Source organism: Deinococcus sp., from assembly GCF_018260405.1.
Taxonomy (GTDB): Bacteria; Deinococcota; Deinococci; order Deinococcales; family Deinococcaceae; genus Deinococcus.
Genome location: NZ_JAGLBG010000024.1, coordinates 16,525 through 30,528, shown reverse-complemented (window position 1 = coordinate 30,528; position 14,004 = coordinate 16,525). Strand labels below are relative to the sequence as shown.

Annotated in this window: 14 protein-coding genes and 1 pseudogene; 7 read left to right on the top strand and 8 right to left on the bottom strand. The window is 64.1% G+C overall.

All coding sequences use genetic code 11. From position 1 onward, the window contains the following. The 6 genes from QZ269_RS04935 to QZ269_RS04915 all read right to left on the bottom strand — a co-directional run. Positions 1 to 693 (bottom strand): lyase family protein (locus QZ269_RS04935; RefSeq protein ID WP_291424898.1); only part of this gene is annotated, 693 nt, incomplete at its 3' end. A gap of 239 nt (positions 694 to 932) precedes the next feature. Beyond that, a complete protein-coding gene (locus QZ269_RS04930) occupies positions 933 to 1,412 on the bottom strand; it encodes a GNAT family N-acetyltransferase (protein ID WP_291424896.1) in 480 nt (159 codons plus the stop codon). A 13-nt stretch (positions 1,413 to 1,425) separates the two neighbouring features. Next, positions 1,426 to 1,542: a hypothetical protein gene (locus QZ269_RS13555; protein ID WP_367272214.1), complete on the bottom strand. Its 117-nt coding sequence runs from the start codon at positions 1,540 to 1,542 to the stop codon at positions 1,426 to 1,428. After that, positions 1,503 to 1,676 carry a hypothetical protein gene (locus tag QZ269_RS04925; protein WP_291424894.1) on the bottom strand — a complete coding sequence of 58 codons (174 nt, stop codon included), beginning with the start codon at positions 1,674 to 1,676 and terminating at the stop codon, positions 1,503 to 1,505. Before QZ269_RS04925 ends, QZ269_RS13555 begins: the two co-directional genes overlap by 40 nt. Continuing rightward, positions 1,673 to 2,110, bottom strand: coding sequence for a DinB family protein (locus QZ269_RS04920; protein WP_291424892.1), 438 nt, complete (start codon positions 2,108 to 2,110; stop codon positions 1,673 to 1,675). The genes QZ269_RS04925 and QZ269_RS04920 overlap by 4 nt, the downstream gene beginning before the upstream one ends. 99 nt (positions 2,111 to 2,209) lie before the next feature. Further along, a complete protein-coding gene (locus tag QZ269_RS04915; RefSeq protein ID WP_291424890.1) occupies positions 2,210 to 2,683 on the bottom strand; it encodes a hypothetical protein in 474 nt (157 codons plus the stop codon). A 331-nt stretch (positions 2,684 to 3,014) separates the two neighbouring features. Here QZ269_RS04915 and pnp point away from each other — a divergent pair, with 331 nt between their 5' ends. Continuing rightward, entirely contained in the window at positions 3,015 to 5,327 is a 2,313-nt protein-coding gene (pnp, locus tag QZ269_RS04910) for a polyribonucleotide nucleotidyltransferase (RefSeq protein WP_291424888.1), read from the top strand. A 192-nt stretch (positions 5,328 to 5,519) separates the two neighbouring features. Here the strand turns inward: pnp and QZ269_RS04905 are convergent, their stop codons facing one another. Further along, on the bottom strand, positions 5,520 to 6,569 hold the full coding sequence (locus tag QZ269_RS04905) for a CAP domain-containing protein (protein WP_291424886.1): 1,050 nt from the start codon (positions 6,567 to 6,569) through the stop codon (positions 5,520 to 5,522). Between the two features lie 242 nt (positions 6,570 to 6,811). Here QZ269_RS04905 and QZ269_RS04900 point away from each other — a divergent pair, with 242 nt between their 5' ends. Then, positions 6,812 to 7,183 carry a P-II family nitrogen regulator gene (locus QZ269_RS04900; RefSeq protein ID WP_291424884.1) on the top strand — a complete coding sequence of 124 codons (372 nt, stop codon included), beginning with the start codon at positions 6,812 to 6,814 and terminating at the stop codon, positions 7,181 to 7,183. Positions 7,184 to 7,222: 39 nt separating this feature from the next. Continuing rightward, positions 7,223 to 8,539, top strand: a complete 1,317-nt coding sequence (locus QZ269_RS04895) for an ammonium transporter (protein WP_291424882.1) — start codon at positions 7,223 to 7,225, stop codon at positions 8,537 to 8,539. Between the two features lie 143 nt (positions 8,540 to 8,682). On the opposite strand, the gene glp is transcribed toward QZ269_RS04895, so the two are convergent. Further along, complete coding sequence (glp, locus tag QZ269_RS04890; RefSeq protein WP_291424880.1) at positions 8,683 to 9,897, bottom strand: gephyrin-like molybdotransferase Glp; 1,215 nt, start codon at positions 9,895 to 9,897, stop codon at positions 8,683 to 8,685. Between the two features lie 66 nt (positions 9,898 to 9,963). On the opposite strand from glp, the pseudogene QZ269_RS13550 reads away from it, so the two are divergent. The 4 genes and pseudogenes from QZ269_RS13550 to QZ269_RS04870 all read left to right on the top strand — a co-directional run. Next, positions 9,964 to 10,227, top strand: a pseudogene (locus QZ269_RS13550) (peptidylprolyl isomerase); the annotation flags it as partial. A 276-nt stretch (positions 10,228 to 10,503) separates the two neighbouring features. Continuing rightward, on the top strand, positions 10,504 to 10,980 hold the full coding sequence (locus tag QZ269_RS04880; protein ID WP_291424900.1) for a peptidylprolyl isomerase: 477 nt from the start codon (positions 10,504 to 10,506) through the stop codon (positions 10,978 to 10,980). Positions 10,981 to 11,307: 327 nt separating this feature from the next. Next, entirely contained in the window at positions 11,308 to 13,290 is a 1,983-nt protein-coding gene (locus tag QZ269_RS04875) for a serine/threonine-protein kinase (protein ID WP_291424874.1), read from the top strand. Between the two features lie 104 nt (positions 13,291 to 13,394). After that, the gene (locus QZ269_RS04870; RefSeq protein ID WP_291424872.1) at positions 13,395 to 13,730 is read left to right on the top strand and encodes a twin-arginine translocase TatA/TatE family subunit; all 336 of its coding nucleotides are present in this window, start codon (positions 13,395 to 13,397) and stop codon (positions 13,728 to 13,730) included. The last annotated feature ends 274 nt before the right edge of the window (positions 13,731 to 14,004 follow it).

The window sequence follows — 14,004 nt, the reverse complement described above, 5'->3', positions numbered from 1 at the left end:
GTTGGCGGTGGGGCGGGCAAAGCCGAGGGCCTCGGCGGTGGCGTGCCTGTCCAGCGGCCAGGGCGTCCCCGCTAGCGCAGAGCTGCCCAGCGGCGACTCGTCCATGCGCTCGGCGGCGTCACGGAAGCGGCCTTCGTCGCGCTCTAGCATGGCCACGTAGGCCATAAACCAGTGGGCCAGCAAGATGGGCTGGGCAACTTGCAGGTGGGTATAGCCAGGCAAAATAACGCCGCTTTGCAGGTGCTTTTCGGCCTCTGCGAGCATCACGCGGCGCAGGTCACGCGCCTTTTCGGCGAGGTCTAGCGCGGCTTCCTTCGTGAACAGCCTGAAATCTACCGCCACCTGGTCATTGCGGCTCCGGGCCGTGTGCAGCTTGCCCGCCACCGGGCCAATGCGGTCACGCAGCGCGGCTTCCACGTTCATGTGAACGTCCTCGCGGTCAAGTCGCCACTCGAAATTTCCGGCGCGAATGTCCTGAAAAACGTCGTTCAGGCCGTCCTGAATCTGCTTCACTTCCCCTTCGCTCAGGATGCCCTGCGCCCCCAGCATCGCCACATGCGCCAAAGAGCCGCGAATGTCCTGCTCGGCGAGGCGCTGGTCAAACCCCACCGAGGCGTTAAACAGTTCCACGAGTTCGGCGGTCTTTTCGGCAAAGCGCCCGCCCCAGAGTTTGGTTTCTTGTTTTTCAGTCATGCTTGAGCCTCGCGCAGTTTTCAGGGAAGGGTTAAAACGATAAATAGCCAGTAAGCGAAATAAATGACCATCGTCACCAGACAAAGATAGAACAGCAGCTTCCAGATTTTTGGCTGAGGCCAGCGCTTTCGCAGCGCCACGCCGCAGAGGATGGTCAGTAGGGGGAGCACAGCGAGAAGGGTCAGGCTAATGAATCGCAAAACGCTTATCCAAGATTTTGGTTTGCCACTTGGCCGTCATCAAAAGCACTCGCTTTGTACCTCTTTTGCCAGCACGATGGGCCGCCCGTTTTTGCCGCTGCTGTACGCATACTCTTCGTCTACCTGCCTGTAACCCAGCCGCTCGTAAAAGGGCGCTGCGCCCAGATTCACCTGACTGACCGCCAGCAGCACGCGGCGAAAGCCTCCTTGCGCGGCCATGCCTTCCACCTCGCCCACCAGATGCCGCGCCACCCCTTGCCCGCGCACTTGCGGCAAGGTCGCCAGCTTGTTCAGGGTCAGCGTGTGCGGGTCGTGGAGGTCAGGGCGAAAGCCGACGCAACCCACAGGTTCGCCGTCACTGCCCAGAGCTAAAAAGCCGCCCGAGTGCGGGCCGGACATGGTTTGTTCCAGGTCGGCCACGGTGGTGCTGTTCCAGGCCGAGCGCGGGTCCATGCCCGCCGCCAGCATCACGGCCAGGAAAGCGGGAAGGTCGGCGGGCGTGACGCGGCGGATGTTCATGAGCGTCCCACGTTCAATTCGTTGGTTGGCTTGAAGCCAGTTTTTCGGATAGGGGCCGCCCCGCTTCCGAAGCGTGCAGGCTGACCAGCATCACGCCACGCGCCGCGCACTCGTCCAGCACGCGCTCCAGCGGACGCCACGCCAGCCCTTGCCCGCGCTGGTCGGGCCGGATATAGACGTTGGCGTGTCGGCTTTGGCTGGGCAGCGGTGAAAGGCGATGCTAGGGGCGTCAGTAGGGCTGGCGGGGCGGACGCAGAAGGTCATCCCACCCGCTCCCGCACTTGCTTCAGATGGTGCAACTGGTGCGCCACGTAATCCTGCGCGACAAAGTCCAGCGTGACCCTCTCGCCGCCGCCAATACTCAGGCGATGGGCCAGAGCGTTGTCGGGCAGGCGGGCGATGACCTGCGCCAGTTGCCGCTGATGAGCCGCCCACAGCGCCAGTAGGTCGGCCCAGTCGCGCTGCTGGTAGCCGCCCACACTGACCCAGACCTTCTGGTCATAACCGGGGAGACTCAGACTATCCTCAGCACAGGCCCGCACAAACCGTGCATGGTTGTTCACCCCACTGTCAATCAGGTGACCCAGGATTTCCTTTGCACTCCACACGTCTGGCGCGGGCTTACGGCTGGCCTGCTCGTCGTTGATGGTCTGGAGCAAAGGCAAATGCTCGGCTACGATAGTGGCGAGGTCAGACATAGGTTCACTCTACAGGTCATCCATAAGGTGTGCGCCGAAAAAACCCGACCTTGCGGGCCGGGCCTTTGGGTAGAAGGACTGTGAGTACGGAAATTGGGCTTAGCGGTTGAGCACGTAGTTGATACCGATCCGCAGGTTATAGCCGAAACCGATGCCGCCGCCACTGCCAAAATCGATGTAAGGTCCGGCGTTCACTTCACCAAAAGTGCTCAGGGGAGTGCTGATCTGGTATTTCAGACCCAGGATGCCGTGAGGATAAACGCCTACGCCGGAGTAGTTGTCTCCCAGCGCCACGCCCGCGCCCAGACCCAGGCCGTAATAGGGGGTCAGGCCCGAACCCAGAGACTGACCAGCAAAGTTAGACAGGTAGTCCACAGAGCCGCCCAGCGTAAGCTGGTTAAAGTTGAACTGAGTCGCGTCGAGGTTCAGGCTGTAACGCATAGCGCTCGTTGCAGTGCGGTCGGTCTGGTAGTGCAGGCTAAGGCCGGAGCCGATGGAGCCGCCGACATAGCTGTCTGCCGAAGCCGTCGAAACAGCGCTAAGAGCCAGGAGTCCAATAAGCGTCTTCTTCATGAGACTTAGCATAACCAGTGCCGTAAAGTAAAAAATTCCCCAAATCTTTAGGTCTTTCCAATTCTCAGTCTGCTGCGGATCAAGGGGCGTTAGGGGAGCTGGGGGGCAGGCAAGAACGCAGGTGAGGGCGCACGGGCCGCCGCACAGCGCTGGGTGAGGTTCTATTTCCAGAATAACCGCGTGGTGAAGGAGGAAGTGCCGAGCATGGGGCCGTGAGTTGGGGCTGATAGCCGCTAGGGAGGAAAATCCTCACGCCTCATGGCCCATCGCTCACGGCCCTGAGCGCGTAACCACCAATAGTTCCCATAGCTTGCGGGCTACACTGATTCCCATGATTGGAAAAACCTACACCACCATGCTGGGCGGCAAACCGCTGACGATAGAGACAGGCAAACTTGCCAAGCTGGTGTCGGGCAGCGTCACCGTGCGCTACGGCGACACCATCCTGCTGGTGACCGCCCAGGCCAGCGACACCCAGAGCAAGCTGGATTTTCTGCCGCTGACCGTGGAATTTGAGGAACGCCACTACGCGGTGGGCAAAATCCCCGGTAGCTTTCACCGCCGCGAGGGTCGCCCCGGCGAAAAAGCCATTCTAAGTGCCCGGATTACCGACCGCCAGATTCGCCCGCTGTTCCCCAAGGGCTACCGCCACGAGACGCAGGTGATTATCACGGTCATCAGCGCCGATGGTCAGAACGCGCCCGACGTGCTGGGGCCAATCGGGGCCGCCGCCGCCCTGAGCATCAGTAACATTCCCTGGGCTGGCCCCACCGCCTGCGTGCGGGTCGGGCACATCGGTGGGCAGTACGTGGTCAACCCCACCGCCGAGCAGCTTTCGCGCAGCCGCCTGGACTTGGTCGTAGCGGGCACCAAAGACGCCGTGATGATGGTGGAATGCGCCGCACAGACCGCCAGCGAGGATGAACTGGTCAGCGCTATCGAATTTGCCCACGCCGAGATGCAGGGCTTGATTGCGCTGATTGAGCAGATGCGGGCCGAAGTCGGCCACGAGAAATTCAACTTTCTGGTCGAGCAAGATTTGGCTCACGACTATGTGCCCGAACTGGCCGCCAAAGCTCTGGCGGGCGGCCTGAAAGACGCTCTGCTCACCCACGGCAAAAAAGACCGCAGCGCCAAAACCAAAGCCTTGCGCGACAGCATCATCGCCGGGTATGTGCCCGACCCGGAAGCCGGGGGTGCCCCCGAACTTATCACGGCGCTTAAAAATGCCTTCTCGAGGGTGGAAAAACAGGAACTGCGCCGCCTGATTCTGGAAGACGACCTGCGGGCCGACGGGCGCAATTCTAGAACCGTGCGCCCCATCTGGATTGAGGCGCGGCCCCTGCCCACCGCGCACGGCAGCGCCATTTTCACCCGTGGCGAAACGCAGGTGCTGGGCGTGACCACCCTGGGCACCGAGCGCGATGAGATTCTGATTGACGACCTGACCGAGGAATCCGGCGACAAGTTCTTGCTGCACTACAACTTTCCGCCGTACTCCACTGGCGAGGTCAAGCGCATGGGCGGACAGTCGCGGCGCGAAATCGGCCACGGCAACCTAGCTAAGCGGGCCATTCGCGCCGTGCTGCCCAGCTTCGAGGAGTTCCCATACGTGATTCGGGTGGTGGGCGAGGTGCTGGAATCCAACGGCTCTAGCAGCATGGCGACCGTGTGCGCCGGAACCCTAAGTCTGATGGACGCGGGCGTGCCTCTCAAGGCCCCGGTGGCGGGTGTGGCGATGGGTTTGGTGATGGAAGGCGAGAGGTATCGCGTCTTGACCGACATCCTGGGCATGGAAGACGCGCTGGGCGACATGGACTTTAAGGTCTGCGGCAGTGCCGAGGGCGTGACCGCGTTGCAGATGGACATCAAGGTGGGCGGTATCACCCCGCAGATCATGCGTGAAGCTCTGGCCCAGGCCAAAGAGGGCCGCTTGCACATTCTGGGTAAGATGGCCGAGGTCTTAAGTGCCCCGCGCCCCGAACTCTCGCCCACTGCGCCGCGCATCGTGTCCATGAAAATCAACCCCGAACTTATTGGTAAAGTCATCGGCCCCGGCGGCAAGCAGGTGCGTGAACTGGAGGCGATGGGCGCACAGGTGACCATCGAGGAGGACGGCACCATCCGCATCTTCAGTGCATCGGGCAAGGACGCCGAGGCGGTGAAGGCCCGGATCGAAGCCGTGACCAAGGAAGCCAGGGTCGGTGAAGAATTCGAGGGTACCGTGGTCAAGATCGCGCCGTTCGGGGCCTTCATCAACATTTTCCCCGGCCAAGACGGGATGCTGCACATCAGCCAGATGAGCGAGCAGCGCATCGAGAATGTGGAGGACGTGCTGAAGCTGGGCGACACCCTGCGAGTCAAGATCGTGAATATCGACGACCGGGGCAAACTGGACCTAATTCGTCCCGAACTCGAAGGCAAGATCGCGCCGCGTGAACCGCGTGCCCCGCGTAGCAGTGAGCGTGGGCCGCGCCGCGAGTTTGGCGACCGTGGAGACCGTGGCCCCCGCCCGCCCCGTGCTTCTGAGGCTCAGGTCTCCGGGCAGGCAGCACCAAACGCCGCGCCGCCCGCCCCAGCCGCCACTACGGAGTTTGCCAGCAGTGAGTCGTCCAGGTCTGAGGCCACAAGTACCAAGGAGTAATTCGGACTGGCGCCTGAACCGGGCAGTTCTCGGTTGAATCCGGGCGCAGGCAAGTAGGAACAATACGGATTTCGCGGTCAATAGCTCCCGGTTACAGTTCGGCGTAGCCGGGAAAAGCGCCCAAATCCGCTCTGCAAGCAGCTCTACGAGTCCGCGCCGGTATCAAGTGGGTCAAGTAGGGGCGGAGCGTTCTCACGGTGCGGCGAACACCTGCGTCCAGAACGTCTTTAGCCTGCTGCCGGGCCGCGCCACGTAACTCAGGCCGATGTGCGTAAAGTCGCCCATGATGTTGTGGCAATGTCCGGGGCTGCGGAGCCACGCACTCACCACTTCCTGCGGCGTGGTCTGCCCGGCGGCGATATTTTCCCCGCTGCGGTTGACCACCAGCCCCGTCGCCAGCAGCCGGTCATGCGGTGAACTGCCGTCCAGCGCACTCTGATGGTCAAATACGCCGCTTAGGGCCAGCGTGACTGACTGGGCCACGGCGGCACTGTCGAGCGTGGAGTCGCGTTTGAGGGCGCCCAGGGCGGGGCCACCGACCTTTTTGGTCTGACAGTTCCAGCCCCTGGCGCGGGCCTGATTGGTCAGCCGGAACACTTCAAGGTCAAAGGGCGCACTGGTGTTCACCGGAGCCGTGGTAAAGCTGAGCGACTTTTCGAGAGGCCCAGTCAGGCCCAGTACGCGCACGGTGGCGCGGTGGCGTCCGGGCGCGAGGGACACCAGCTCGGATTTGATCTGAGATCCCGTTTTCGCCAGCGCAATTTCCTGGCCGTCGAGCCAGTAACGGGTGGCCCTGGGAGCATAGGCCACGCTGCCGCTTTCGCTCAGGCGTACGCCACTGGGGGTCAGCAGCAGGGTCAGGGCGGCGTGTTCCGGCCCCGCCGATTTCACCTCAAGAACCTGTCTGGCCACGCTGCTCTGAGCACTGGGCGTGCTGATCCGGACACTGGTGGTGTAGCGCCCTGGACGGTAAAACGTGTGACTGACCGTCTGGCCGCTGGCCCGGTTGCCGTCCCCGAAATCCCAGCTGACCTGATAGCCCGCCGGGGTGGTGGCGGTAAACCGAACCGTCAGCGGAGCCAGCGCCGCGTCGCTGAAGCTGTAGCTGATTTTAATGTCGCTTTTCTGACCTGGCCCCCGTTGACCCGGTTCCAGCTGGCCCAGCACTGGTGCACTCCAGAGCAGCAAGCCGAGCAAAACCAGTGCAGGGCGGGTAGAAGTGGCGGCAACGGCTTTGAGCATGACAACCTAGAGTAGAACACGCGCACTCCTGCAAAATTCGCGGGAAAGCTACCCTGGCAGTTGTTCGGGCAAAGTGCTCGCACAAGGCGCACGCGGCTTTCGGCAACTCCCAGTAAACTACAGTTTGTTCCGAGAATTATAGACATTTGCCTAAATATCTTTGACAATCTGGTAACTTACCGCCACACTACCTGTATGCAGGGATGCGAAAACTGCAAATTGACCCCAAAAGAGGTGACGCTTTGAAACTGATTACTGCTGTCGTGCGGCCCGAACGGGTTCAGCAGGTCAAAGAGGCGCTGTTCAACGCTGGAATCAGCGGCATTACCCTGTCGCGTGTCAGCGGGCACGGGGGCGAAAAGGAAGTGGTCGAGCTCTACCGGGGTACCCGCGTGATGGTCGAATTCCGTGACAAAGTCGAGTTCCGGATGGCGGTCAGTGACCCCTTTGTGGACTTGGCTATCGACGCCATCTGCAAGGGCGCACGCACTGGCGAGGTCGGTGACGGCAAGATTTTTGTGCAGCCGCTTGAACGGGTGGTGCGTATTCGCACCGGCGAGTCCGACAGCGCCGCCCTCACACCCGTTAACGAAACCCGCCTCAACCCGGTCTAAATGGCCCGGGCTGAAGTGCAGGACAGGAGGAACTACCCCATGAAACTGAACCGAGTCCTATCCTTCGGCCTGCCCCTGGGCCTGATGCTGGCGGGCGCGGCGTTCGCCGCCGACACCAAACCCACCCTCAATTCCGGCGACACGGCCTGGATGCTGGCTTCGGCAGCCCTGGTGCTGCTGATGACCCCTGGCCTGGCCTTTTTCTACGGCGGCCTGACTCGCACCCAGAGCGTGCTGAACACCATGATGATGAGCATCGTTTCAATCGGTGTGGTAGGCATCTTGTGGACGCTGGCGGGCTATACCATCGCGTTCGGCGAAGGCGGCAGCGCCCTGATCGGAGGCTTCGGTCACCTGGGGCTGGCCGGGCTGGCTGACCAGCTTACCGGCAGCATTCCGACCTACGTGTTCGCCGCGTTTCAGGCCATGTTCGCTATCATTGCCCTGGCCCTGATCTCGGGCGCGGTGGTCGAGCGGATGCGCTTCGGGGCGTTCGTGCTGTTCGGCGCGCTCTGGAGCCTGCTGATCTACGCGCCGCTGGCCCACTGGGTCTGGAGCAGTGACGGCTGGCTATTCAAGATGGGCGCCCTGGATTTCGCGGGCGGCACCGTTATTCATATCAGTGCCGGGATCAGCGCCCTGGTCGCCGCCATCGTGCTGGGGCCGCGCATCGGCTTCCCGAAAAATGCCCACGTGCCACACAACGTGCCGCTGGTGCTGCTGGGCGCAGGGCTGCTGTGGTTTGGCTGGATGGGCTTTAACGCCGGTTCTGCGGTGGCGGCTAACCAGCAGGCGGGCCTGGCTTTCATCACTACGCTGATCGCTCCGGCGGCGGCCATGCTGACCTGGCTGCTGTGGGAAAGTAGCGGCGACGGCAAGCCCACCGCTGTGGGGGCCGCGACTGGGCTGGTCGTGGGGCTGGTCGCCATTACCCCGGCCTGCGCCTTCGTCAGTCCGCTGGCGAGCATCTTGGTTGGCGTGCTGGGAGCCAGCGCCAGTTACCTCACGGTGCAGGCCAAGCACCGCATGGGCGCAGACGACAGTCTCGACGTGTTCGCCTGCCACGGGGTCGCCGGAATCGTCGGGGCGCTGCTTACCGGGGCGCTCGCCTTTACCACTGGCAGCGGCAAGGCCTGGGACGCTCAGATGCTGGTGCAGCTTATCAGTGTCGTGACCAGCCTGGTCTGGGCGGGCGTGGGCAGCTTCATTCTGCTTAAGATCGTGGCCGCCATCATGCCGCTGCGGCTTCCCGCCAGTCAGGAAATCGCGGGCATCGACATCAGCGCACACAGCGAGCAGGGCTACAGCGAAAGCGAAACCGGTCTGGGCGCTCCCGTGTTCCTCGGCGGCGACTAGGTCCCCGGTTGCCGCACTTCTGACCTCACGAATCCAACTCTACTGCCCTTAGTCGCAGTTTCCTGACTCAGCACCTCCACGTTGTCCCGTCACCGAACGCATCCCCGGTGGCGGGATTTTTGCGGCCCGCGTGGTTCAGACGCTCACAGCAAAATCACGTCCACCTCTTCGCCGACCTGTACGGGCTGGCCTTCGGGCACCAGCACTAGCGCGTCGGCGTCGCTGAGTGACCGCAAGACGCCGCTGCTCTGCTGGCGGTAGTCGTGCACCTGCCCGTTTACTAGAGTGGCCCGCCAGAAAGCCGCCTTGTCGGCAATAGCCCGGAAAGGGGTCGCGGCCCGCAGCCTCAGCGTTTGCACCGGCTGCCCGGTGAGCGCCGGGCGCACGATGACGTGAAAGACCACCAGACTGCTCACCGGGTTGCCCGGCAGCCCGAACACCGGCAGCCCGTGCCAGCCGCCCAGCAGCGCGGGGCCACCGGGGCGCATTCTGACTTTCCAGAAGGCCACCCGCCCCTGTTCGATCAGCAGGTCGCGCATAAAGTCGTACTTGCCCATGCTGACGCCGCCACTGGTCAGCAGCACGTCGGCGCCGCCCGCCCTGGCGATGCTTCCCTTTAGGGCCTCGGGGCTGTCGGGGGCGTGCCCCAGCCAGATAACCTCGCAGCCGCACTCGCCCAGCATGGCGCTTAGGCCCACGCTGTTGCTGTCGTAGACCTGCCCGGCCATCAGCGGCGTGCCCGGCTCGACCACCTCGTCGCCTGTCGAGAGCAGCGCGACACGCAGCCGCCTGCGAACCTCGACCTGCGCGTGGCCCAGCGCCGTCGCCAGGGCCAGCCGGGGAGAAGTAAGGCGCTGGCCCACATACATGACTGTTTCGCCCGCCCGGAAATCGCCGCCCTCGTGGCGCACGTCGCCGGGACTGGCTGGGCGCAGCAGCAGGACATGATCGTCCGCGCCGCCTTGCAACTGCTCGACGGGGCAAATCGCGTCGGTGCCGGGCGGTAGGGGCGCACCCGTGTAAATCCGCACGCACTCGCCTGGGCCGACCACGCCGCCAAAAGGCACTCCGGCGCGGCTTTCTCCGCTGACCTTCAGGCGAACCGGGGCCGCCGCGCTGGCACCGAGGGTATCGGCCTCGCGGCAGGCGATACCGTCTAGGGCGCTCTCGGTGGCGCTGGGATGGCTGACCAGCGCCGTGAGGTCGGCGGCCAGCGTGCGGCCCAGGGCTTCGGCTACCCTCACGGTTTCGGGGCCGAGGGGCGGCAGCATGGCGGCGAGGCTCCGGCGGGCTTCTTCCACGCTGATGTGCATCGGGAACGGCGGCTGGTGCGGGGGCCGGTTCTGGGGCTGGCTCATGCAGGCAGCATAGGCGCCAGCGCCAGCGTAGGCACCAGCTTCAGCAGAGGTGCGGCTCAGGTTGCTATGCTGCTGGCCGGATCACAGCCCCCCTCAACTCGGGCCTGTGACGGAGGCCGCATGAAGATTACACAAGGCAGTCTGGTCGAACTGGACTACACCCTCACGGTGCGCGGCGAGGTCATCGACCAGAGCGCGCCGGGCGAGCCGCTGAGCTTTCTGTTCGGGCAGGGCGACATTATTCCGGGGCTGGAGCGGGCGCTGGAAGGTAAGGCTGTGGGCGACCAGTTTCAGGTCACGGTGCTGCCCGCCGACGCTTACGGTGAACATGACCCCGAGAGCGTGCTGGCGCTGCCCCGCACCGAACTGGACGAGGATATTGAGGTCGGCGCGACGTATTACACCCAGGTGCAAGACGGCAGTGTTATGCCTTTCACCGTTGTGGCCCTGGAAGGCGATAAGGTGACGGTGGATTTCAATTCGCCACTCGCGGGTGAAACCCTGCACTTTGACGTGAAGGTGCTGCGCTTGAGCGGCCCGGCCCACTTCACGCCGCCTGTTCAGGCCAGCTCACAGCGCACTGTCTCGCAGCCCACTGGAGGAACTATGAACGTAGCCCAAGACAAAGTGGTCGATCTCGATTACAAGCTGACCGTTAGCGGAGAACTCATCGACCAGAGCGAACCCGGCGAACCACTGACCTACCTGCACGGCCACAGCAATATCATTCCTGGCCTGGAGCGGGCGCTGGAAGGCAAGGCCGTGGGCGATAGCCTGCAAGTCACCGTGCAGCCCGAAGACGGGTATGGCCCGCGTGACGAAGAAGCCATCGAGGACCTCAGCCGCGAGGATTTTGACGACGATATCGAAGTCGGCGCGACCTACTACGCCCAGTCCGAAGACGGCAGCGTGATTCCGTTTACCGTGCTGGCCGTGGGCGGCGACCAGGTCAAGGTAGACTTCAACCCTCCGCTGGCCGGGCAGACCCTGCATTTCGACGTGAAGGTGCTGGCCGTGCGCGACGCCACCGCCGAGGAATTGGAGCACGGTCACGCCCACAGCGGCGACATGCACGACGACTAATACAGGACTAATACAGACTGCCGGTTGATTTGGTGGCATCCCGAATCAATCCGGGCCGACGCGAGGAGGAACATCATACGGACTGGGCGGTGTGGAGCCGCAGGCGGTGGCCTTCCCGACTGCGGCGCAATGGAGCGCAGTCCGTATAAAACGTCCCGCTTCAAACTTGACCTTTCAGGCCCCGGCCCACTGCGCAGACTTCCCGCAGCGGGCCGGGTCTTTTTGCGGTGCTGGCTCACGCGACCCTTCGGCCAGAAAATTGAACTTGGGGTCAGTTTTAGGTCGGCGGCTCCCTTCTGGGCCGGAGCGCGGCTAGACTGACCGAATATGCCGCTGGACGTAGGAACAACACTCGCGGGCCGCTACAAGCTGCTGGCCCTGCTGGGCGAGGGCGGCAGCGCCCAGGTCTTCCGGGTCTACGACGCGCTGATGGACCGCGAGGTGGCGCTCAAAGCCATGCACTCGCATGTCCCCGATTCGGAGCGTGGCCGCTTTTTGCGCGAGATACGCACGCTGGCCCGACTGACTCACCCCGGTATTGTGCCTGTTCTCGATCTGGGCGAGGAGCCGGAAGGTCGGCGGCCCTTTTTCACCATGCCTCTGCTGACCGGCGGGCCGATCACAGCCCTCGGGCCACTCGAAGACGCCCCCGGTCCGCTGGGCCGCTTTCTTACGGCGGCGGCCTCGGCGTCACGGGCGCTGCATTACGTGCATTCGCGGGGCATCATTCACCGGGACCTGACCCCCGGAAACATTCTGCTGGACGAGGCTTCCCTGCCGCGCATCATGGATTTCGGGTTGGTGGCGCTTTCCGAACATACCCGCAACCTCACCCGTAGCGGCGTGACGCTGGGCACTCCGGTCTACATGGCCCCCGAACAGGCCAGGGGCACTGCGGTGGATGCCCGCAGCGACCTGTACGCGCTGGGAGCGGTGCTGTACCGGGTCGCCTGCGGTACGCCGCCTTTTCTGGGCGACAGCGACCAGAGCATCTTGTACCAGCACGTCTACGAGGCCGTGACCGACCCGCGTGAGCACAACCCGGCCATTCCCGACGCCGTGGCCCGCGTGCTGCTGTCGCTGCTGGCCAAGCGCCCAGCCGAGCGCCCCAAGAGCGGCGAGGCGCTGGCGCACCTGTGGGCGCTGGCCCGGCGCGACATCTGGACCTCGCACACGCGGGGGCAGTACCGGGGCGGGCGCACCCGCACGGGCGAGCACCCCGACGGCCCGGCGCGGGCCGGGCTACTTGAGGAAGCCTGGAGCGTGCCGCTGCCCGGCGAAGTGACCTGGCCCGCCGCCGTGGTTGGTGAGGGCGACCTGATTGCGGTGGGCACGCGCGGCGGCCAGCTGGTGCTGACCCACGTCTCGGGGCGGCCCTACGCGACCTACGCCGCCAAGGACGAGGTCACGGCCCCAGCCACCTTTATCGGCGGACACATTCTGTACGGGGCCTGGGACGGCACCCTGCGCCGCGTGGAATTGCAGCGCGGCGGCGAGGTCTGGCGCTATCAGGCGCGGGCCGAGTTCACGGGCGCACCGACAGTCTGGGGCCAGTTGGTGCTGGCCGCCAGCCGCGACGGGCACCTGCACGCCCTGAATCTGAAAACAGGAAAGCTGGAATGGGCCTACCGCGCTGGGGGGCCGCTGGCCGCCAGTCCGGTGCTGTGGGCGGGCGCGGCGCTGCTGTGCGACGAGGACGGCTGGCTACACGCCCTCGACGCCCGCAGCGGTAGCCCGCTCTGGAAGGCGCAGGTGGGCACCGTTCACGCGACCCCGGCCCTGATTCCCACCCTGCCCGGCGAGGCCACACTGGTGGTCGCCACCTGGCCCGGCGAGGTTCACGCGCTGGCGCTGAGTGCCCTGGGAGGCCGCGCGGCTCTCAAGGGAAAAGACCCGACCCTGTGGACCTACGATGTCGAGGACGAGATCTGGGCTTCTCCGGCCCTGACCCACGCGGCCCTGCAAACGCAGGCGGCGGGCCCTCAGGCAGAGAGCGGCGGCAGGGGAGTGGCTATCGTGGCAGGCTGGGCCGGAACGGTGCGGGCGCTATACCTCGACACGGGTGAGGACGCCTGGGTTCATGCGCTAGAGGGGCGCGTGACCGCCAGTCCGGTCATCAGCGCGGGGCTGGTCTACCTTGCCTCGGAGGCGGGGGAATTGGCCGCGCTCGACCTGCAAACGGGGGAGCTGCGCTGGACCCGGCGCGAGAACAATGGGGTGCAGGCCACGCCGCTCGCCGCCGCCGGGTCGCTCCACGTGGCCTTTATGAACGGAACCCTGAGAACCTACCGTGAAAAATGGCCGTTGTGAGCGCCCGGCGCTGGTATCATCTCGGGGCTGGGCTTGTGCAGGCACCTGCCTCTTTGTAGGGCGCTATCTGCCGGTCCATGCTCCGCTCTTCTGGAGGTTCAATCATGAATGCCCCCGGTATTCCCGAAATCCTGTTTATTCTGGTCATCGCACTGGTAGTCTTCGGGCCGCGCAAACTGCCTGAGCTCGGCAAAAGCCTGGGCGCTGGCCTGCGCGAGTTTCGGCGCAGTACCCAGGGCCTTAAGGAAGAATTCGAGGGTGTGATGAGCGACACCCGTACCGAGAGCCACGCGGTTTCTGTGTCACCTGCGCAGCCGCCTGCGCAGGTCCAGGTTATTGCCGCAATGCCGCAGGTCATCCGGGCGCAGGACGTCACGCCGCCTGAGGCCGCAGGGCAAGAAACGGTGGCCGGCGGGTCTGCCCCCAGGCAGCAGGATTGACAACTTCACGCCCTGAACCCGGTTCTCTCCTGCTCACTCTGCGGCGCAGCTCTACGAGTCGGCCCGGGTTGAACGGTTTTGCAACCTATCCAACCCGGGTCCGTACTAGGGACAACCAAGTTTACGTAAAGACAAATCGAGCGGACTCGTAGAGCTACGCCGCAGAGCGAGTATGGGAAAAAGTGCGGCCCAGTGTGAGGGTAGGCCAAGTGCGAGGGTAGGGATAGCCTGGTGTTTGGGTCATCCCTACACGGTCACTTGGCCGTACCTAGAG

What these genes read in the sequence shown, in the direction of transcription:
- QZ269_RS04870 (WP_291424872.1), top strand. Translation starts at nt 13,395, where the DNA reads ATGAATGCCCCCGGTATTCCCGAAATCCTGTTTATTCTGGTCATCGCA.
- QZ269_RS04895 (WP_291424882.1), top strand. Translation starts at nt 7,223, where the DNA reads ATGAAACTGAACCGAGTCCTATCCTTCGGCCTGCCCCTGGGCCTGATG.
- QZ269_RS04905 (WP_291424886.1), bottom strand. Translation starts at nt 6,569, where the DNA reads ATGCTCAAAGCCGTTGCCGCCACTTCTACCCGCCCTGCACTGGTTTTG.
- QZ269_RS04930 (WP_291424896.1), bottom strand. Translation starts at nt 1,412, where the DNA reads ATGAACATCCGCCGCGTCACGCCCGCCGACCTTCCCGCTTTCCTGGCC.
- glp (WP_291424880.1), bottom strand. Translation starts at nt 9,897, where the DNA reads ATGAGCCAGCCCCAGAACCGGCCCCCGCACCAGCCGCCGTTCCCGATG.
- QZ269_RS04875 (WP_291424874.1), top strand. Translation starts at nt 11,308, where the DNA reads ATGCCGCTGGACGTAGGAACAACACTCGCGGGCCGCTACAAGCTGCTG.
- QZ269_RS04915 (WP_291424890.1), bottom strand. Translation starts at nt 2,683, where the DNA reads ATGAAGAAGACGCTTATTGGACTCCTGGCTCTTAGCGCTGTTTCGACG.
- QZ269_RS04920 (WP_291424892.1), bottom strand. Translation starts at nt 2,110, where the DNA reads ATGTCTGACCTCGCCACTATCGTAGCCGAGCATTTGCCTTTGCTCCAG.
- QZ269_RS04880 (WP_291424900.1), top strand. Translation starts at nt 10,504, where the DNA reads ATGAACGTAGCCCAAGACAAAGTGGTCGATCTCGATTACAAGCTGACC.
- pnp (WP_291424888.1), top strand. Translation starts at nt 3,015, where the DNA reads ATGATTGGAAAAACCTACACCACCATGCTGGGCGGCAAACCGCTGACG.
- QZ269_RS04925 (WP_291424894.1), bottom strand. Translation starts at nt 1,676, where the DNA reads ATGACCTTCTGCGTCCGCCCCGCCAGCCCTACTGACGCCCCTAGCATC.